General features: G+C 37.9%; 16 protein-coding genes and 5 pseudogenes. 19 read left to right on the top strand and 2 right to left on the bottom strand.

The window, feature by feature from the left end; all coding sequences use genetic code 11:
- Positions 1 to 225: 225 nt before the first annotated feature.
- The 4 genes and pseudogenes from RGF10_RS17315 to RGF10_RS17300 form a co-directional block, all read left to right on the top strand.
- Positions 226 to 2,543, top strand: a pseudogene (locus tag RGF10_RS17315) (xanthine dehydrogenase family protein molybdopterin-binding subunit).
- Positions 2,543 to 3,386, top strand: a pseudogene (locus RGF10_RS17310) (FAD binding domain-containing protein). The pseudogenes RGF10_RS17315 and RGF10_RS17310 overlap by 1 nt, the downstream one beginning before the upstream one ends.
- Positions 3,387 to 3,393: 7 nt before the next feature.
- Positions 3,394 to 3,846, top strand: a complete 453-nt coding sequence (locus tag RGF10_RS17305; RefSeq protein ID WP_318504079.1) for a (2Fe-2S)-binding protein — start codon at positions 3,394 to 3,396, stop codon at positions 3,844 to 3,846.
- A gap of 259 nt (positions 3,847 to 4,105) precedes the next feature.
- Positions 4,106 to 5,465 (top strand): annotated as a pseudogene (locus RGF10_RS17300) (IS1182 family transposase); the annotation flags it as partial.
- A 2-nt stretch (positions 5,466 to 5,467) separates the two neighbouring features.
- Here the strand turns inward: RGF10_RS17300 and RGF10_RS17295 are convergent.
- A complete protein-coding gene (locus RGF10_RS17295; protein ID WP_318509684.1) occupies positions 5,468 to 5,740 on the bottom strand; it encodes a hypothetical protein in 273 nt (90 codons plus the stop codon).
- Between the two features lie 225 nt (positions 5,741 to 5,965).
- On the opposite strand from RGF10_RS17295, the gene RGF10_RS17290 reads away from it, so the two are divergent.
- From RGF10_RS17290 to RGF10_RS17240, 11 genes and pseudogenes are all read left to right on the top strand, one after another.
- Entirely contained in the window at positions 5,966 to 6,322 is a 357-nt protein-coding gene (locus tag RGF10_RS17290) for a YlbF family regulator (protein ID WP_318504077.1), read from the top strand.
- Between the two features lie 24 nt (positions 6,323 to 6,346).
- Complete coding sequence (locus tag RGF10_RS17285; RefSeq protein WP_318504075.1) at positions 6,347 to 6,532, top strand: hypothetical protein; 186 nt, start codon at positions 6,347 to 6,349, stop codon at positions 6,530 to 6,532.
- 235 nt (positions 6,533 to 6,767) lie between these two features.
- Positions 6,768 to 7,115: a hypothetical protein gene (locus RGF10_RS17280; RefSeq protein ID WP_318504073.1), complete on the top strand. Its 348-nt coding sequence runs from the start codon at positions 6,768 to 6,770 to the stop codon at positions 7,113 to 7,115.
- A 326-nt stretch (positions 7,116 to 7,441) separates the two neighbouring features.
- Positions 7,442 to 7,717, top strand: a complete 276-nt coding sequence (locus tag RGF10_RS17275) for a spore germination protein (protein ID WP_318504071.1) — start codon at positions 7,442 to 7,444, stop codon at positions 7,715 to 7,717.
- 19 nt (positions 7,718 to 7,736) lie between these two features.
- Positions 7,737 to 7,979, top strand: coding sequence for a spore germination protein (locus RGF10_RS17270; RefSeq protein ID WP_318504069.1), 243 nt, complete (start codon positions 7,737 to 7,739; stop codon positions 7,977 to 7,979).
- Between the two features lie 12 nt (positions 7,980 to 7,991).
- Positions 7,992 to 8,415 (top strand): annotated as a pseudogene (locus RGF10_RS17265) (Hsp20/alpha crystallin family protein).
- Between the two features lie 536 nt (positions 8,416 to 8,951).
- The gene (locus tag RGF10_RS17260; RefSeq protein ID WP_318504067.1) at positions 8,952 to 9,971 is read left to right on the top strand and encodes a glyceraldehyde-3-phosphate dehydrogenase; all 1,020 of its coding nucleotides are present in this window, start codon (positions 8,952 to 8,954) and stop codon (positions 9,969 to 9,971) included.
- Between the two features lie 290 nt (positions 9,972 to 10,261).
- Positions 10,262 to 11,233 (top strand): 2-hydroxyacid dehydrogenase, encoded by a 972-nt coding sequence (locus RGF10_RS17255; protein WP_318504065.1) that lies wholly within the window; start codon positions 10,262 to 10,264, stop codon positions 11,231 to 11,233.
- 115 nt (positions 11,234 to 11,348) lie between these two features.
- Positions 11,349 to 12,249: pseudogene (locus tag RGF10_RS17250) on the top strand (aldo/keto reductase).
- Positions 12,250 to 12,275: 26 nt separating this feature from the next.
- Positions 12,276 to 12,707 (top strand): hypothetical protein, encoded by a 432-nt coding sequence (locus RGF10_RS17245; RefSeq protein WP_318504064.1) that lies wholly within the window; start codon positions 12,276 to 12,278, stop codon positions 12,705 to 12,707.
- On the top strand, positions 12,661 to 13,605 hold the full coding sequence (locus tag RGF10_RS17240) for a hypothetical protein (RefSeq protein WP_318504062.1): 945 nt from the start codon (positions 12,661 to 12,663) through the stop codon (positions 13,603 to 13,605). Before RGF10_RS17245 ends, RGF10_RS17240 begins: the two co-directional genes overlap by 47 nt.
- Before the next feature lie 176 nt (positions 13,606 to 13,781).
- Here the strand turns inward: RGF10_RS17240 and RGF10_RS17235 are convergent, their stop codons facing one another.
- Positions 13,782 to 13,967 (bottom strand): hypothetical protein, encoded by a 186-nt coding sequence (locus tag RGF10_RS17235; protein WP_318504061.1) that lies wholly within the window; start codon positions 13,965 to 13,967, stop codon positions 13,782 to 13,784.
- A gap of 458 nt (positions 13,968 to 14,425) precedes the next feature.
- On the opposite strand from RGF10_RS17235, the gene RGF10_RS17230 reads away from it, so the two are divergent.
- From RGF10_RS17230 to RGF10_RS17215, 4 genes are all read left to right on the top strand, one after another.
- Entirely contained in the window at positions 14,426 to 14,560 is a 135-nt protein-coding gene (locus RGF10_RS17230) for a hypothetical protein (protein WP_318504059.1), read from the top strand.
- A 371-nt stretch (positions 14,561 to 14,931) separates the two neighbouring features.
- Positions 14,932 to 16,920: an oxidoreductase gene (locus tag RGF10_RS17225; RefSeq protein ID WP_318504058.1), complete on the top strand. Its 1,989-nt coding sequence runs from the start codon at positions 14,932 to 14,934 to the stop codon at positions 16,918 to 16,920.
- A 347-nt stretch (positions 16,921 to 17,267) separates the two neighbouring features.
- Positions 17,268 to 17,876 (top strand): ABC transporter permease, encoded by a 609-nt coding sequence (locus tag RGF10_RS17220; RefSeq protein ID WP_318504056.1) that lies wholly within the window; start codon positions 17,268 to 17,270, stop codon positions 17,874 to 17,876.
- Between the two features lie 7 nt (positions 17,877 to 17,883).
- Complete coding sequence (locus RGF10_RS17215) at positions 17,884 to 19,755, top strand: ABC transporter permease (protein WP_318504054.1); 1,872 nt, start codon at positions 17,884 to 17,886, stop codon at positions 19,753 to 19,755.
- The last annotated feature ends 16 nt before the right edge of the window (positions 19,756 to 19,771 follow it).

Here is a 19,771-nt window from a genome sequence, read left to right as displayed (position 1 = left end):
AAGAAATTCTGTTGCCAACACCTAATAATTCAACTATTAAAAAAATAGTTTTAGTTCCAGAAAAATCTACTTCAATATAGATTCATTATTTAGAAGCGTGATTTAAGAGCTTCTTAATAAATTTTAAACTCAATTATTATAAAAGTCCTGAATATACATAGAGATGAGCTTGGGGTTAGAGAATTATGCCAATTATCGAAATAATAAAGATTGCAGGGGGTGGATATGGAGGTTATCGGGAAAAGTGTTGTTCGTAAAGAGGCACAGGACAAAGTGACGGGGCAGGCACAATACACTCATGATTACCACATACCGAAAAAATTGTACGGAAGGTTGGTAATCAGTCCTTATGCGCACGCCCGAATCGTCAGTATTGATACGAAAGATGCAATGCAAGTAACAGGGGTCCGAGCCATCCTAACAGGAGAAAATTTGCCATTAACCGGTGAATCAATGCAAGACCGCCCTCCATTAGCAGTCAGTAAGGTAAGGTATCATGGAGAAGCTGTTGTGCTTGTGGTTGCAGATACACCCTTCCAAGGAGATCTAGCGGTTGGCTTGATTAAGATTCAGTATGAATTACTACCAGTGATACATACCCCGACACAGGCTTTTCAAAACAACTCTCCTTTAGTTCATGAGCGCTTAGGTGATTATAACAGGGAAAAAGATGTCTATCCGGTTCCAGAAACAAATATTGCACATCATGTAAAAATACGCAAAGGTGATATGGAAAAAGGCTGGCGGGAGAGCTTCACTACTGTGGAGGCCAAATATTCGTTAGCACCATCAGATCATGTTGCAATGGAAACGAGAAGTTCCACCGCTGAAATTACAGCGGATGGATCTATTAAAATAGTGACATCTTCACAGTCCCCTTTTATGGTGAAGCAATTAATTGCGCAATATTTTAATGAAGATATCGGAAAAATTGTAGTTGAAACGCCGCTCGTTGGTGGTGCTTACGGGGGAAGGCTTCCGTCCAACTGGAAATCCTGGCATATTTAAGCTCAAAGGCTGTCGGGGGACTGCCAGTTGAGGTATTCAATAGTCGGGAGCAGGATATCATCATGTCCCCTTGTCATATAGGCTTGGACGCAAAAATCAAAATCGGTGCAGATCAACATGGAATGATTAAAGCAATGGAGATTCAGTATTTGTGGGATGGTGGAGCATATTCTGATAAAGCGATTGACCTGACGCGAGCAGGAGCAGTGGATTGCACGGGCCCATATAGGGTTGACAATGTCTGGTGTGATTCTTACTGTATGTATACCAATCATACTTACGCAGCTCCATTTCGCGGTTTTAGTCATTCCGAACTCTCATTTGCTGTAGAGCGAAACCTGGATTTATTGGCAAAGAAACTGGATTTGGACCCATTGGAATTGCGCTTTCGAAATGCAATTAAAACAGGCGATTCGACTCCCACAAGAGTACCACTTAACCAAAGTAACGTGGGTAATTTGCAGGAATGTATTAAGAAATTGCAAAAATTAATACGGTGGGAGGAGGGGCAAGTTAAGGAGATTAGTAAGCGGCTTGTCAGGGTAAAAGGAATCAGTTGCAGCTGGAAAACATCAACGATTGATTCAAATGCCCCTTCTGGTGTGATTCTGACATTTAACCGTGATGGAAGCATAAATGTAATGTCAGGTGTTGTAGAGATTGGCACTGGGACGAAAACAGTTCTTGCTCAAATACTTGCTGAAAAGTTGAAAATGGATGTGGACAAAATCTATGTTCGGATGGTTGTCGATACTCAAACTACACCAGAGCATTGGAAGACTGTCGCAAGTAGGGGAGTCTATATGGCAGGTAGGGCGCTATTAGAGGCTGCAGAAGACGTCATTGCCCAATTAAAAAATATTGCCTCTATCGTTCTCAGGGCTCCAACTGAAGATTTGGAAGCGGCACACAGCAGGGTATTTTTAAGGGACGATCCGAGAACAGGTGTTGATTTTAAAGATATTTGTTATGGCTACCAATATCCGAATGGCAATGCGATTGGCGGTCAAATTATCGGAAGGGGAAATTTTATTCTTCGTCATCTTACCCACCTGGATCCCGAGACAGGGGAGGGAAAACCTGGACCAGAATGGACGGTAGCTGCTTATGGTGTGGAAGTGGAATTTGATCGACGTGACTTAACCTATCGATTAATCAAAGCGGCTTGTGTTGTTGATATTGGGACTGTGTTAAATAAAAAAGCTGCATTGGGACAGGTGATGGGAGCGATGAGTATGGGGTTATCCTTTGCGGGGAGAGAAACCTTTTACTATGATGATCTTGGCAGAGTCCTTAACGCGCAACTGCGAACCTATCGACCAATCCGTTATGGAGAAAACCCTGAATATCTTGTTGATTTTGTCTATACTCCTGACTTGCAGGCAGCCTACGGGGCGCGCGGGGTTGGTGAACTGGGTCTCCTCGGAATGCCTGGTGCGTTAGGAAACGCTCTGTCTCTAGCGGCGAATATTTCACTTCATCACCTTCCGTTAACTCCTGAGCTAATTTGGAAGACAAAGGTAGGGAAAGTATAATGTTGCCCTTTGAGTTTGAGTATTACCGCCCGAAAACGCTGAGGGAAGCCGTAACGCGTTTTCAACATTCTGACCAGAACGGGAAAATTCCAATGTATATCTCTGGTGCAACAGAATTAATCACCCTTGGAAGGTTGAACCAAGTTTATACAGAAGCAGCAATTGATTTAAAAGACATTTCAGAAGGAAAAGTAATGAAGGTTGAACAGGGGTATCTAGTATTAGGCGCAAATTTAACCCTGACGGAAATTGAAGAAGCTAATTTATTTCCATTGTTGATAAAAACCTCGAGTGAAATTGCGGACCATACTGCCCGTGAAAAAATCACCCTAGGTGGTAATGTTTGCGGGCAAATTTTCTACCGGGAGGCCGTTCTCCCCTTATTATTGGCAAATAGTCAAATGGTGATTATTGGTCCTGGATGGTATAAAGGTAAAACAGATTAATGAAATCTTCCACGAGCGCCTCCAATTGGAAAAAGGTGAGATACTGATTCAGGTGGCCACTCATACTCGATTTATCCATGCCCCTTTTATCAGCATCAAACGGCGGCAGCAATGGGAAACAGGTTACCCGTTAATAACGATCGCCGCTTTAAAAGTGGATGGAGAGATACGGGTGGCTATCAGCGGTCTTTGCCCGTTCCCATTTCGTTCAAAAAAAATGGAGGATACGCTAAATAACCATGAAATTTCCGTAGAGGAGCGTATCCAAAGTGCTTTAGCCACCGACATGCCCGGCCCAATTCTTAATGATATTGAAGGATCATCCGAATACAGGATGTTTGTTCTCCAAAATCTCCTTTTGGATGTGTTAGGGGCATTGGATAATAGGGGAAGGTAGTGATTGGTTGAAACTTCATAGTATTTCTTTAAACATAAATGATGAAGTGCAAACGGTGACCGTTCGATCAGGTGACACACTTTTGTACACAATTCGGGAGAAACTCGGATTAACAGGGTCAAAGCCTGGGTGTCTTAATGGAGATTGTGGCGCATGTACGATTAATGTCGACGGCAGACCGATGAAATCTTGTTTAATGCTTGCAGTAGAAGGGGCGGGAAAGCAAATTACAACGATTGAAGGCTTAAAAAATACCCCGATTCAGCAGGCGTTCGTTAAACATTTTGCATTTCAATGCGGCTACTGTACACCTGGGTTTATTATGAATTGTCATTCCCTTATCCAAAAGAAAACGGATGGTGATGATGCGACTATCAAAGAGTGGCTTGAATCAAATATTTGTCGCTGCACCAGCTATAACGAAATTGAAACGGCTATCAAATCTGTATTAAAAAAATAGGCCCTTTTATAACTGAATATTAATTTAACTGTGTTTGAAAAATAAACTGAAAAATTCCACTTATTTTGGAAAATACCCATATTTCCTTAAGAATAAGAGGAGTTTTTCCGTCTATATGAACCAAATCTTTGAATTTTGTCTTATTTAGAGCAGTTAAAGGGAATTTCTCAGGCTGTTGAGAAAGTCACGTTTTTCACCGAATTAACGCGTTAATGTGGTATAATTTAGATATAGAAAAAACCTGGAAGGCGTGACTATCTTGCTAAATCGTACGAATTCAAATCAATCTAAAACAAGCCAACTTGAACTTGTAGATATAGAATTATTGATTCCCGAGAACCACCTCCTTCGGTTAATTAATGAACACGTAGACTTTTCCTTCATCAGAGAAAAGGTGCGTCCTTTTTACAGTGAAACCAAAGGAAGGCCTTCGCTTGATCCGGTTGTTCTGTTCAAAATGATGCTAATTGGATATCTTTATGGCATCCGCTCTGAAAGACAGATAGAGCAAGAAATCATTCCTAATGCTGCATATAGATGGTTTTTAGGATTGAGTTTTTCAGATTCTGTGCCTGATCATTCAACGATCAGTTGGAATCGAAATAACCGGTTTAAAGGTACAACCGCCTTTCAGGATATTTTTGATGAAGTAGTACATTTAGCGATTCATCATCATATGGTGGCTGGGCGTCTCCTCATTTCCGACTCCACCCATATTCAGGCAAATGCTAATAAGAATGCTTATACCATGCAGGTGGTGACAGACCAACCGCACGAGTATTTGGTAGAACTCGAAAAGGCAGTGAACGAGGATCGTGAAGCACACGGAAAAAAGCCCTTACCTCCAGCCGGAGAGGTTACAACAAAAAAGAAACTGAAAAAAAGTACCACGGATCCTGAATGTGGATTTATGAACCGTAAGGGAAAGCCAGAAGGTTTTTTCTTTTTGGATCATTGTACGGTTGATCACAAATTTAACATTATTACAGATGTATTCGTGACCCCTGGTAACGTCAACGACGCAACCGTTTATTTGGAAAGACTGAAAAGTCAGATTGAAAGATTTGGTTTTACAAAGACCTTAGAAGCATTAGCTTTGGACTCGGGTTACTTCACGGCATACATTTGTAAAAAGACACTGGATATGAACCTTTTCCCTGTTATTGCAGAGCGTAAAGCACCAAACACAGATGGCAAATTTTCTAAATCCCAATTCACTTACGACACTGAACTCGATGTTTATATTTGCCCAGCGGGCAAAACATTAAACTATGGCACCACAAACCGTCTGGGGTATAAAGAGTACCGGTCAGATTCGGATGTATGCAAGGAATGCCCATTCCTAAAACAATGTACCTCAAGTGCGAATAAGCAAAGGATTATTCAACGCCATATATGGGAAACGTACAAGGAAAGGGTAGTCCAAAATCGCCAAAGTCAGATAGGGAATGACATATACCAATTACGTTGCCAAACTATAGAGCGAAGCTTCGCGGATGCTAAAACACTCCATGGGCTTCGCCGTTGCCGGTTCTGGAAAAGAGAAAACCCAGGAACAAGCACTCATGACGGCAGTGGCACAGAACCTTAAGAAGATTGCTAGGCACCTTGCCAAGCAATCTCAGATGGGGAATTTTGCCTTTTTTACTAATTTCATAAATCTAGACCGAATCTGTTCTTCCTGGAACAGGCAGGTTGGGTTGCATAAAACCACTTTCTCAACAGCCTGAATTTCTCCGCTTATTTTGCTTAATATGCTGTCTCTATCTACAATAGAGGGAAATTCTCCGCTAATGAGTTCTGATACACGAATCAACATGCTGATTAATAAATACGATGATTTATCTTTAGTTTTTACCACAAATAACAACGATGTTTCTTGGTAACGAACCATGTTCAACTACATTCTTTTAATGAGGCTGGTGCTGTGTGCTCCAGCCTCTTTTTTATGCTGATTTGTTGTTTGCTACATTTAACCTGTAAATATTTTTGGACCCAATACTCGATGTTTAAATACTTGCTCTTTTTTTAACTGCTTCATACACTATTCCTGAAACAATTGGATAAAAATAGAAGGGGACTAAAGGCAGTTAAATGAAGGCAGGGAGGAGTTATAGATATGTCCGAAAGTTTATTTGAAGCAGCTCATTATTTTGTAAAGATTTTTCGTGCAAGCAATGAATATCAAAGATTTCAAACACTTTGCAATGAATTAAATTCTGACCCGCAGGTAAAGCAAATATTGAACCAAATGAACAAATTAAATTATCAACTACAGCAAAAACAAATGATGGGTCAGGAAATAAGACAGCAAGAAGTTGAAACATTAAAAAATATGGAGGCAGTTGCCCAACAACATGTAAGGATTAAACAGTTTTTGGAGGCTGATTACCATATAAATATGCTATTGATGGAATTAAATAAAATTATTTCCAAACCGTTGGAGGATTTGTACGATCAACTAGTTGGAAAATAGGAAACTGATAAACAATAGTCGTTTGTGTATACAGGAATTGAACAAAGAAGCTCTGCAGAAGGGGAAAGCATAGCTTCTTTGTTCAATTTAGAAACTATTTTGAAAAGCTATGGAATGAAGAAACCATCTTTAATGATGGGATATCTTCTTATTTATGATGACATTCATTTAAATGCAATGAAAACAAAAAAACAAAAAATGGAAAAATAGGCAAATATCTATCCGGTTTAGGATATGGACACATACACTATGTGTGAAAATACATGAGGAGGAAAAATAGAAATGGTGTCTGTAGACGTTAAATTTACAAGAGGTAAGACATAACGTATTAATGTGACAAGTCAACTAATATCTGAAATATGACTAAAAAAATTGATTCCAATATTTTAGGATTACAGATTGTTAATTTATGAATTTAATTTATCTATTTGGGAGGAATTAATGTATGTACAGTGAACTTGAGCCAGTTCAAGCGCATGAGAATGAGGAAAGAATTTTTGGCAGAAGACCATTTGGCTTCGGAAGACCATTTGGCTTCGGAAGACCATTTGGCTTCGGAAGACCATTTGGATTTGGAAGACCGTTTGGATTTGGGAGACCATTTGGATTTGGGAGACCATTTGGTTTCGGAAGACCATTTGGCTTCGGTTTTGGATTTAATCCATTTTTAGGAGGATTGGCAGGAGGATTATTAGGTAGTGCATTGTTGGGACCATATGGATATGGCTATGGATATGGGTACCCGTATTATGACTATGGTTATGGATATCCTGGTTACCCTTATTATTGGTAATATTGTAGATTAATAAAACCTAAATTTCAGGCCAGCCTTTGAAAAATAGCTCACCCATAGTTGAGCTATTTTTCATTAATGAAATAATTTTTTCGGTAACCACCTGACGGTTATCGAAGTCGATTGTACTTATCCCTGCAACTGTGTACATATTGATGACAAATATTTTTCCTAAGATGTTGAAAATGACGGTCGCTGCAAATATGGGGGTATTCAGAAGATCATAAACAATTCCTGAATTCTAGACATTAAAGGAACATATAGGCACTTTTTAGCATAAAGTGAGGTTAAGATTAGATACGTTAAGGGATAGAAAGGTGATACAAATGCCTTCAGTTGTAATCAATTTACATTATTTAAAAATCAATAGTATTTCTGGTAATGGCTCCATCACAATAGGCGAAGCATCATACAATAGTCCAACTGCCTATAACAAATCCCAAGGAATGAATTCATCCTATGGTGATACATCACCTACAGAGGCAATCATGGAAAATTTATTGAATGATCCAGATGTAAACGACCAAACTTCAATCGGAAATGCTGATAATGCTTACGTTAGTACACCAATACCGCCAGCCCCGCCGATACCACCACTTTAGTTAAAAGGAGTTTCTTTAAATGCCATATCAAATCAATATTTTAAATCTAAAGGTAAATGGAGCAAATCAAAACGGAAATATTGATATCGGACCAACTGTGCATAACAGTCATACCGCCAATAGTAAATTTATTGGAGCTAATATTTCATTAGGTGATTTTTCTCCGCCAACTGCAATTTTAAATTCTGGTAATGTGGATCCAGATATAAGTGATCAGGATCAAATAGCGAATCCTTCAATGCCTATTGCTAACCAAATATAAAGGAGCAGGATGATGGACATTGAAAAAATGAGAAAATGGTTACACATAACAAATGAATACAAAAAAACAGATTTTTGGACTCGAGTACTCGAAGAAAAATATCCTGATGAAATGGTAAGAGAAAGTCATTTCCGTCCAAAATATGATATATATCAAAATGAATACTTTAATTTTATTATTCTCGAAATACCTGGGTGTTAATCGTGAAAATCTTTCACTAAACTTAATCTCAAATACACAATTAAAAGTTAAAGGAACAATTTATCCTATTTTACAACTTGAAAATGAAATCAAAAGGGAAAGAATATATGGAGAATTCGAGCGAATAATCAATCTTCCAGAAGCAACATATGCACAACACATGCATATTCAAATGAATGATGGTTTACTTCAAATCTCGTATCCTCGAAATGTTGAGCAAATCAATTTTACTTGAAATGGAGATACATCTTGACGTATTGCAATATTGGGGCAGATACTTAAACAGACAATCGGGAATTTGCGTGCAAAAAGGTACAACTGGCAGTTTTGCTAGTTGTGCCCTAATTTTTACCTATTACATATTAACCGTACAGTGAGTTTTTCACTCGTACGGTTATTTGTTTTTCATTAGATCGTGAGAGACCGCTGGTTAAGAAACTGTTGGAACCTGTGGTATTTATTGAATATAGCCCCGCCAATTAACAATGTTGCAAATTTAATGGAATTTAACGGTGAAACACTATTTTTGCACAAAAATATTAAAAATTTATTATTAAATTGAACAATGATTTATTTGTTTGACAAATATACAATAAGGATGTATGCGGTTGCGTTAATATGAAAAGGTTTTCATCGCATTCGATTTGTCTAAGAAAAAACGAATTTTGAATGCTTTTTAAGATTAATTTACAAAATTCGTTCCATTCAAAAGACAATCATCCTTGCATTAATGTTATTTAACTGGACTCAAATAGGGGAAGGGGAAATCAAATGGTGGCAAGAATTGCAATTAACGGTTTTGGAAGAATAGGAAGAATGGTTTTTCGAAAAGCAATTATGGATGATAAACTTGAGGTAGCTGCCATAAACGCAAGCTATCCGGCTTCGACATTGGCCCATTTAATAAAATATGATTCAGTTCATGGTCCATTCAAGGGGGATGTCATTGCGTTAGAAAACGAACTGCTTGTAAATGGTAAAACAGTAAAGTTGCTTAACAACCGGAATCCAGAGCAACTTCCATGGAAAGATATGAACATAGATATTGTAATTGAGTCAACAGGCAAATTTACTTCCCGCGAAAAAGCAGGCTTACATCTTCAATCTGGTGCGAAGAAAGTTATTTTAACAGCACCTGGAAAAAATGAAGATGTAACGATAGTTATGGGAGTAAATCATGCTATGCTTAATCTTGAGCACCATGAAATTATCTCGAATGCATCATGTACAACCAATTGTCTTGCGCCAGTTGCAAAAGTATTAGACGAAAAGTTTGGAATAGAAAATGGCTTAATGACTACGATTCATTCCTATACAAATGACCAAAAGAATCTTGATAACCCACATTCAGATTTACGGAGAGCACGGGCTTGTGGACAGTCGATCATTCCAACAACCACAGGTGCAGCTAAGGCATTAGCACTAGTTTTACCACAGCTAAAAGGAAAACTGCATGGAATGTCTCTGCGTGTTCCGACTCCAAATGTCTCTCTTGTTGATTTAGTGGTGGACTTAAAAAAGGATGTTACAGTAGATGAAGTGAACAGTGTTCTTAATGAAGCAGCGAATGGCCCGTTAACCTGGATTCTTGGCTTTACGATGGATCCCTTAGTATCAGCTGATTTTGTAACAAGTGAGTATTCTGCTGTGATTGACGGACTTTCAACGATGGTAATGGGCTCTAATAAAGTGAAAATTTTGGCTTGGTACGATAATGAGTGGGGCTACTCAAGCAGAGTGGTTGATCTTGCTTTGTATGTTGCTAAAGAACTGTCACTAATACCAAATTGAAATTATTTTATAAAAAATAGTCACTTTACGGTGGCTTTTTTTCCGTATATCAGGGATTTGTAAAATAAAAAGGCTGTGTTAAAGAACGATGTTAATTTTTGAGTAAACTGTTGATTGGAGCGGAAGGTGCGAGACTCCTGCGGGAGAAGGTGTCACGTGAGACCCCACAGGCGCTAAGGCGCCGAGGAGGCTCACGGACTCCCCGCGGAAAGGGAGCACCTGTAGCGGAAATCAACAGACAAATTTAACACAGCTAATTAAAAAAATAAAATGATGTAAGGGGATCAATAATGGCTAAGCATAAAGTAGTTGTGATAGGAGATTTGTTTCCATCTGCACGTGAAAGCTTAGAACAAAAATGTGATTTAGTAATTTGGGATAAGCCGGAACGAATACCACAAGAATTACTATATGATTGGATTCAAACTGCTGAAGGATTATTTAGTAGAGGCGATATAAAGGTGGATGAAGAGCTTTTGTCACGAGCACCTCATCTGCGCGTGGTGGCTCAAGCCTCTGTTGGCTATGATAACATTGACATTGATTTTTGTACAAAAAGATCGATTCCATTCGGTAACACTCTGGGCGTATTGGTTGAGGCAACCGCTGATTTAACTTTTGGTTTAGTTCTTACTTCTGCCAGACGTATTCATGAAGGCTGGAATTTTGTTAAAGAAGGAAAATGGGTCGGTCGAAAAAATATTCCCTATGGTGTTGATTTGTATGGGAAAACGTTAGGGATTGTGGGGATGGGTAGTATTGGGGCGGCTGTAGCCCGAAGAGCCAATGCATTTGGGATGAATGTCATCTACCATAATCGTAAAATTCGTCAGGACCATAATGAGCTTAGTGCCAATTATGTTGATTTTAGTGAACTATTAACAGAATCAGATTTCCTCGTCGTGCTAGTCCCACTTTCACCAAGTAGCAGGCATCTTTTTGGGGAAGAACAATTTAAGAAAATGAAATCTTCCGCTTATTTCATTAATGCATCTCGAGGTCCTGTCGTAGATACAAAAGCTTTATACAATGCGTTGATACATCAAGAAATTGCCTATGCGGCATTAGATGTTACAGACCCTGAACCAATTAACCATGATCACCCATTATTGTCATTACCGAATGTATTAATCACACCGCATATTGGAAGTGCAACGATTGAGACACGTACGAAAATGGCTGAATTAACAGTAGAAAATATATTGGCAGGATTAGAGCGGAAGCCACTACCGGCATGCGTCAATAACCAGGTGAACTATTAAATGTAAGGCTGTGTTGGAGGACGGTATTGATTTTTGAGAACTCTGTTGATTGGAGTGGAAATCAACAGACAGATTTAATACAGCCAAATCGTAAAAAAGGAGGATTACTTGTTCGATGAGTTTATTAAATGACCGTACTAAAAGCGAAATTCGAAGCAATTTAGAAAAACGAAAGATAACGTTGAATGATGGAACGAATATTCCGGTTCTAGGGCAAGGGACCTGGGGCATGGGAGAGAACAATCGTTCCAAAGAGAATGAAATTAAAGCATTACAATTGGGATTACAATTAGGAATGTCCCTAATTGATACAGCGGAAATGTATGGGAATGGAGGAGCAGAAACGGTAGTTGGAGAGGCCATAAAGGATTGTAGAGATGAAGTATTTTTAGTTTCAAAAGTATTCCCTCACAATGCGGGCTTAAAAAAGATATTTACTGCTTGCGAAAACAGTTTGAAAAGATTAGGAACAGATTATCTGGATTTATATCTATTACATTGGAGAGGCAGTGTTCCGCTGTCAGAAACGATAGAAGGCATGGAAAAGCTCAAAAAAGAAGGGAAAATATTAAGGTGGGGTGTGTCCAATTTTGATACGGATGACATGGAAGAATTGTGGCATACACCCAATGGAAATAAATGTGCAACGAATCAAGTGTTATACCACCTTGGATCAAGAGGGATTGACTATGATTTACTTCCATGGCAAAGAGAGAATCATGTGCCGTTAATGGCTTATTCTCCAATCGCTCAAGGCGGTACCTTAAGGAGCCGGTTGTTAACAGATTTAACCATTGCTGCTATTGCTCAGAAGTATGGGGTGAAGCCGTTACAAATCATCCTTGCCTGGTGTATTCGGTCTAATGATTTGATCGCCATTCCGAAAGCGACGAAATTAGAGCATGTTATCGAAAATGCCGATGCCGCTGCGATTCATTTTGACCAAGAAGATTTCGCTAGACTAGATAAGGTATATCCAAAACCAAACCTGGAAAGTTCCTTTAGATATGATTTAATCGTTGATTTATAGGAGAGACAAAATATGCGAAGTAATCTCATTTTGGGGATGTGCTTTTTATTTTTAGTTCAATATTTTGCAGAACTTCAGTGGTTGCAATTAGTAGTAGTAGGAATTGCGTTATTAGCATTTCTTAGTTGTGCTTTATATCCTGACAGGTTTCCAAGGATTATTGGGGTTTCAATGATGGGGATTGGAATTGTAGTGGAATGGAGTAAAGGGACCGGTATTGAAGGGATAAGTGAAGGGATTTTTACGATTCTGCCTTTGTTATGTCTTATAACGATAGCGCCGCTATTATCGATTCCGCTAAAGCTTGGTGGATTTTTCGAATCTGTTTCCCGTTTGCTGCACCATTTATTGCATCATCCCAAAAAGCTCTATTCAGGAATTACCTGGGACGTTGTTCGTGCTAAGTCCCATTTTAAGCTTAGGTGCAGTCCGAATTATTCATGATTTTTTAGAAGACTTAAAGCTTCCATCCGAAATGTCAGCTAAAAGTTATGTGGTGGGTTTTACATCGGCTGTGATGTGGTCACCTTATTTTGCATCGGTTTCATTAGTACTACACTATCTTGATATTCAATACAAGGATTATATCATTTATGGGATTGGACTCTCTCTATTGTCCCTGTTAGTTGGAAATATATTATTTGCGATTTGGGAGAAGCAAAACCCATTTTCTAAACGGGAAGCAATCGTTGAACCATTAGGTAAGGAACACCGCTATCAACTTATCAAACTCGTGTTATTTGTTTTTGTATTAATGGGGTCATGTCTCTTGATCGAAAAGACTACAGGTTGGTCGATGATTGTGATTGTTAGTCTAGTTTCAGTAATCGTTCCTCTCGTACATGGACTATTATCATCTGATTGGAAACGAGTCCTCCCTCTACTGGATGATTTCCGCAATAAGTCAGTCTCCATGATGAATAATGAAATCATGTTGTTCATGAGCGCAGGTATGCTGGCTTTTGCAATGAAGGGAACAGCTTTAATGAATGGCGTAAGTGTATTCTTAATCGGTTTGGCCCAGCAATCATTTTTCCTGTTTGCCATCGCGATTATGGTAATTGTTTTGGGAATTACGTTTATTGGGGTTCATCAAATAGCAGCAGTGGGGGCATTAGCAATGCAATTGAGTACATCAGATTTGGGGATGAGTAATATGGCACTCGCTTTGATTCTGTTGTTAACATGGGCTGCCTCAACAGCATTAAGTCCATTTTCAGGGCTTAATTTGTTGGTAAAACGATTCGCAGGTATTTCAAGTAAAGAGGCCTTTGGTGCAATTGGTCAGCATTTGATAATCTTATCATTAATTGGCATCTTGATTATTTCATTTATAGTGTAATCCACGGATTTTGCCTCCTATCCGTGGATTCATCTATTTTCTTCGAAACGTTTTTAATTAAAAATCTCCCTCTCTATCAACACAAAAATGATGCTGATTCAAAAATCAACATCATTAAGGAACATACGAATATAATATATCTGCAAAGTAATCTCACAATAGCATTCTGTAAGCGCTTACTTTCCAGCCATTGCCATCAATCCTTTATAGACTACGTAAAGGGAGAAGATTAAAATGACTAAAATTCCAATGATTGTAGTGATTGGTGAAATGCTTGCTAAGAAAGTACCTGCTAATGGAACTCGAATTAACGCAAAACCGGCTATAATACCCGCTAACATAAGAAAAATAGTGCGATCCATCTGCCATCCCTCCTTTCTCTATATTGTATGCACAAGCTTGAGAAGATTTCCCTTAATCTATAAAATAATCAATCTCAAAACTTTTACATAAAAAGCGTTTAACATTGTGAATCTGTCTTTTCCTGTTTAAATAACAGACAAACTGTGTTTATTTATAAAATGATTTCTATAATACAGTTTTATTGTTTTGGCAAAATATATTGATAAATATAAAATTATGTTAATATATATTGGTGTGCAAGGGTTTTTGTTGTTGAAATATTCACATTTTATATTATTTGGATATATAACAGGTTTTAAAAAATAAAGAAACAGATAAAAAAGATGAAAATCGAAGGATATGGAACTTAAACGACGATATGCCGCGATGTTGCACGCTTTCATAGGGAAATATCGACTTTGTGGAAATCTTACTACTGCATTAAAATAAATTTACGAATACAAAGGGGGGCATTAAAATGAAAACTATAGTTAAAATACTTTCAGATTATGGGAAATTCATGTACGAGGTTACACTCTCCAGCATTCCTAAGAAAAATGAAAAATCACGCCATGTAATTTATTACGGAACAATGATGGAAATCAAAAATTAAACCTGAAATATATAGTATGAAAAGCCGGATCTCTCTAGAAGATTCGGCTTTTCGCAGTTAATTAACAAGTGCAATTCAAGACGAAAAAGTTGATATCATGCCTCATCTTAAAGGCTCTGATTATTTTCGGCAATGTCGTAGTCCTTCCCAAAGTAACTTTTTAATGGTTCTATCCTCCTAAAAAATCACCTTATTTGTATTAATTCGTTGTACATCCTCCCCCACAAATTTCACATACTATTGTCACGAAACGATCAAATGAAAAACGAAAATTTCTGTCTACTACCTTTAAAATAAGTATTGAATAAATTCTTCCAGAAAAAAATTGTGAATTTCTTCGCAATGATTACAAAAAGGGAGGTTTCAAACTTATGTATTTCAAAAACATGTTCAAAGAAGGTCAAATCGGTAGCCTAACACTAAAAAACAGAATTGTGATGCCACCGATGGGAACAAATCTAGCAGGTTCTGAAGGGGAAGTCACTGATGAGCTAATTGCGTATTATGAAGAAAGAGCAAAAGGTGGGACTGGATTAATTATTGTGGAATTCACCTGTATTGATTATGAATATGGAAAAGGATTTATTAGGCAATTAAGGCTGGATGATGATCGCTTCATCCCAGGCATAAACAAGATAGCCAATGCAGTACAAAAATATGGTGCGAAGGTTTTTGTGCAAATCCATCATGCCGGCAGACAGTCAAACTCCGCGTTAATAAATGGAAAACAAATCGTTGCACCTAGTAATGTAACCTGTGCTGCAGTAGGTGAAGCACCTCGAGAGTTAACAACAGTAGAAGTAAAAGAACTAGTAAATAAATTTGTTCAGACTGCGATAAGATGTAAAGAAGCTGGTATAGATGGTGTGGAAGTGCACGGTGCCCATGGTTATTTAATTAACCAGTTCTTAAGCCCAGAGGCAAATGTCCGAAATGATCAATACGGTGGAAGCTTTGAAAATAGAATGAGATTTATCGAAGAAATCATTGTTGGAATTAAAGAAAAGTGCGGTAAGGATTATCCTGTTACAGTTCGTCTTAGTGCCGATGAATTCGTAGAAGGTGGAATAGATTTAGAGTTAGGTAAGGATATTTCTCGTTACTTAGAAAAACTAGGAATAGATGGTCTGCATATTAGTTGTGGAACCTATGACTCTATGGACAGAATTATTGAGTCCCCGTTATTTGAACAGGGCTGGAGAGTTTATCTAGCTGAGGAGATTAAAAAAGTAGTAAAGATTCCAGTTATCACTGTTGGGTCCATTCGAGAACCACAATTTGTTGAAAACATTTTATCTGAGGGAAGAGCAGACTTTGTCGCCATAGGAAGGGGCTTAATCGCGGAACCTGAATGGGTGAACAAAGCAATGGAAGGACGCGTCGATGAAATTAGAAAATGTATTAACTGCCTCCATTGTATCCATTCCTGTATGGGGAACTCACACGTTCTGTGTTCTATTAATGCTAGAGCTGGCCGAGAACTAGAGTTTGAAGTACCGCAGCACCTATCTTCAGCTGAAAACCGTCATGTTGTTGTCGTTGGTGGTGGTCCAGCTGGAATGGAAGCAGCTCGAAATCTATCATTAAAAGGATATGATGTAACTCTTTTTGAAAAAGATCAGAAGCTTGGTGGTCAATTGCACCTCGTAACAGACCCAAATTATCTAAAGAAAATGACCTGGCATATTCATTATCTTAGCAATGAAATGAAACGATTAAATATTGATGTCAGAATGAATACAGAAGCAACTGTTGAAGAGATTACCTCTCTCAATCCTTTTGCTGTTTTATTAGCCACAGGTGGTAGACCTAAACTCCCGCCGGTAGAGGGCAATGACTTAGATCATGTCTATACTTATGAAGACATGAAATTACAGGATAAAGTATTTACGAATAGTAAAGTTACCGTGGTTGGTAGTGGGATGATTTGTCATGGAACAACTCGTCGTCTTGCCGAAGCTGGTAATGATGTGACCTATGTAGAAATTCCTACAAAAGCAAGCAAGAGAATCGGAGCTGAAACGAGATTAAGACTGCTTGATAAGCTGAAACAACTAAATGTCAACATTGTTACAGACCACATAGTGGAAAGAATACTTCCGAACAGTATTATTGTTAAGGACTTGATTTCTGGTAAGTCCTCAGAATTTGAATCAGAATATATTATTGTTGCGATGGGTGTAGAGGCATATAACCCATTAGAGGAAACATTACGAAAGCAAATGGAAAATGTGTTTGTTTTAGGAGATGCTGCGGGGTTTGCCTCTCTTGGTGATGCCACTCGGGACGGCTTTGAAAGGGCCTATTTCCTTGAAACGATTGTGACAGACAGTCGGGAAAAGGTGTCGCAAACCGTTTGAGTTTGAAAAATTTTAATCATTATGTTTAGATAATATATTGCGTAGGCCAAGTAGGGGGAAACCTCAACCTTGGTCTTTTTTATTTCTGAAAAAATTTGTCTGATATAGTATGCTAAATATTCCGACATTTGTAACAATTCACTCGAGAACAGTCAAAATTGTATGATACTATGGACACGACTAGGTATAAAGTCTTGTTTTTACTAAGTTGATAGGTTAATGAGATTGTGAAAAAGCAATGACGAACCTTTTTTTACAGTGACTCCGTTAGGTTGTAGAGAACAAATTAAATAATTACAGCAATGTAAAATTGTTTGGCTTTACATAAAAGAAAGAAGGAGTTAAGTATGAATGTTTTTAGTCGGTATTTATTCAGGTCCATGACGGAGAAAAAAGGCAGAACTCTGCTTCTTTTAACTTCTATCGCCATTAGTGCTGCACTATTAGTTGCCTCTTTAGGTTCGATTAAGGCATTGCTGAGTACGATGTCGGCACAGGTGAAAGGAAACTTAGGTGAATACAACATACAAATCACACCAAGTAAGAACTTAGATGTCCCGTTACTTGACCCAAGCAGTATAAAAGACACAGACATTAAGAAAAGCTTTAAGGAAATAGATTTTGGAGGCTACTTAAGTAGTAATAGCGAAAAGGAGTTTAGAATAGCAGGAACAACTCTTTCTGATTTTAATCGTTTTGGTACGATGGAATTAATAAAAAAAGGTGAATTAGAGCCCTTTACAGGTCGAAAGTTAATCATTTCTCAAAATGCTAGTAAAAAGCTAAAAGTTAAGCTTGGGGATGAATTAACCTTAACGATTTTAGGCAAAGAAGCTAGCTACAAAATCGTTGGAATTTCAACCAATAAAGGTTTGTTTTTTGGTGAAACGGAAAGGCAATACTCCTTTGTAACTCCACCTGGAAAATATTTTTTCCATCTATGGAGTGAGCAATAAATATAGTGTGATATTAGCTTCTGTAAAGAGTAAAGATCTGGGAGCCTGGATAAAAAATTTCAATGAGGAACATAAGAAAAATAAAATCGTTGCCTCGCAAACCTATGATGTACAATCGTTAGAACAACAATTAAATATGATACGGATGCCTTTATTCTTCATGTTGGGCATCGTCTTAATAATGACTACTTTTATTATATATAGCTCCTTTAAGCTGATCATCCTTGAAAGATTATCCGTAATCGGAGTGTTTTTAAGTCAAGGGGCAACTAAAGGGGGAATCATCAAAATATTACTGAGAGAAAGCCTTGCATATGGAGTAATAGGGGGAATCATCGGTGATTTAATCGGAGCGGGGCTTACGTTTCTGATATCCTATTTTGCAAATCCATTAAAAGAGTATGGCGTAGAAGCGACAACGGAGTTATACATACCCTATTTCGTAATCGGTTTTCTCTTTGCGGTGGTATTGTCCGTCGCCTCGACATTAATCCCAATTTTATCAATAAGAAAGCTTCCCGTTAAGGATGTCATTTTAAATACGATAAGCACTTCTAATAAAATAACGATGAAGGGTTTTATCGTAGGATTGGTGTTTATTGTCATAACTATTGTCCTTCATTTTTTGGGACCAAAATATAATTATATGACGTCATTGCCGGCAATGTTTTTTGGTTTTATCGGAATTATCGTAGTCATCCCTAAACTAGTAGACATTGTATGTTATCCCCTTGTTCGAGCCCTAAGAAATGTGAGCGGATTATCGATGATTTCTTTTAACAATGTTAGGACATCCAGGGTGCTGATAAACAATATAAGACTCATTGTCGTTTCGGTTATTGCCATTGTGATGATTACTTCGTTAAGTGTTTCGATAACCGAAGTCGTTCAAGGAGCTTATGATGGTATGAACTTTGATGTGATGGTCAGTGGTAATACGAATTTTTCAAAGAATATTGATGAAATTGTTAATGGATATCATGATGCAGATACGCTTCATACAAATGGGATGATGATGGCGAACGTTGATGGTGATAGTACGAAGAGTTTAAATTTAGTTTATGTGAATCCGGAAAAATATAAAACATTTGAAAACTACACCGTGTTCAAGGATAAAGAAAAACAATTAGATAAACTTAAAAACCATGACGATGGAATAATTATCTCAAAGCAAATGTCGTTAAGATATAGCATAAAACAAGGAGATACCATAACTCTTTCAACAGATGATAAGAAGGAAACCTTTAAGGTGTTATCAATCTTTAATGCGAAAATGATGGATAATGGCAACTATAATCTTATCTCCTCACAGGCAGCATTAAAACATTTTGATGTTAAATATCCTAGTCAATATTTTATTTCGACTAAGATTCCGGCAAAGCAAGCGAAAAAGACTCTCGAAAAGAAACTGAAAGGCTTAGGTGTCAGTATTATCACTAAAGCTGAAATGGCAAAAACCAATAAGGAAAACAATCAGCAAATGACCAATGTTCTAGGAATCTTCTCTTATATTACGATGGTCATCGGGGCCTTTGGAATTATTGGAAATGTTTCGATTAGCTTTATCCAAAGGAAAAAAGATATTGCCATCATAAGCTCAGCCGGACTCAGCAAGGGTGGAAGGGGCTACATGATCATGCTGGAAAGTCTATTCCAAGCGTTAATCGGATTGGTCATATCCTTGGTGGCTGCTTTAGGAATAAACCTTTGCCTTGAAGACGTCTTCAAATTCTTAACGATTGATCTTGAGATGAGATATCCTTATGAATCGATCGGGACAATCGTTGTTGCAGTGATTGCTTTGATGATCCTTACTTCTTTATCTACATTATTTAAAAGTAAGAAGCTTCAGATCGTACAGGAATTAAAGTATGAATAAAAAGGGGGGAGCTAAC

This window comes from Bacillus sp. T3 (assembly GCF_033449965.1).
GTDB lineage: Bacteria > Bacillota > Bacilli > Bacillales > Cytobacillaceae > Bacillus_BU.
Note: the sequence above shows the minus strand (reverse complement) of the source record. Positions and strands in the feature narration are given on the sequence as shown.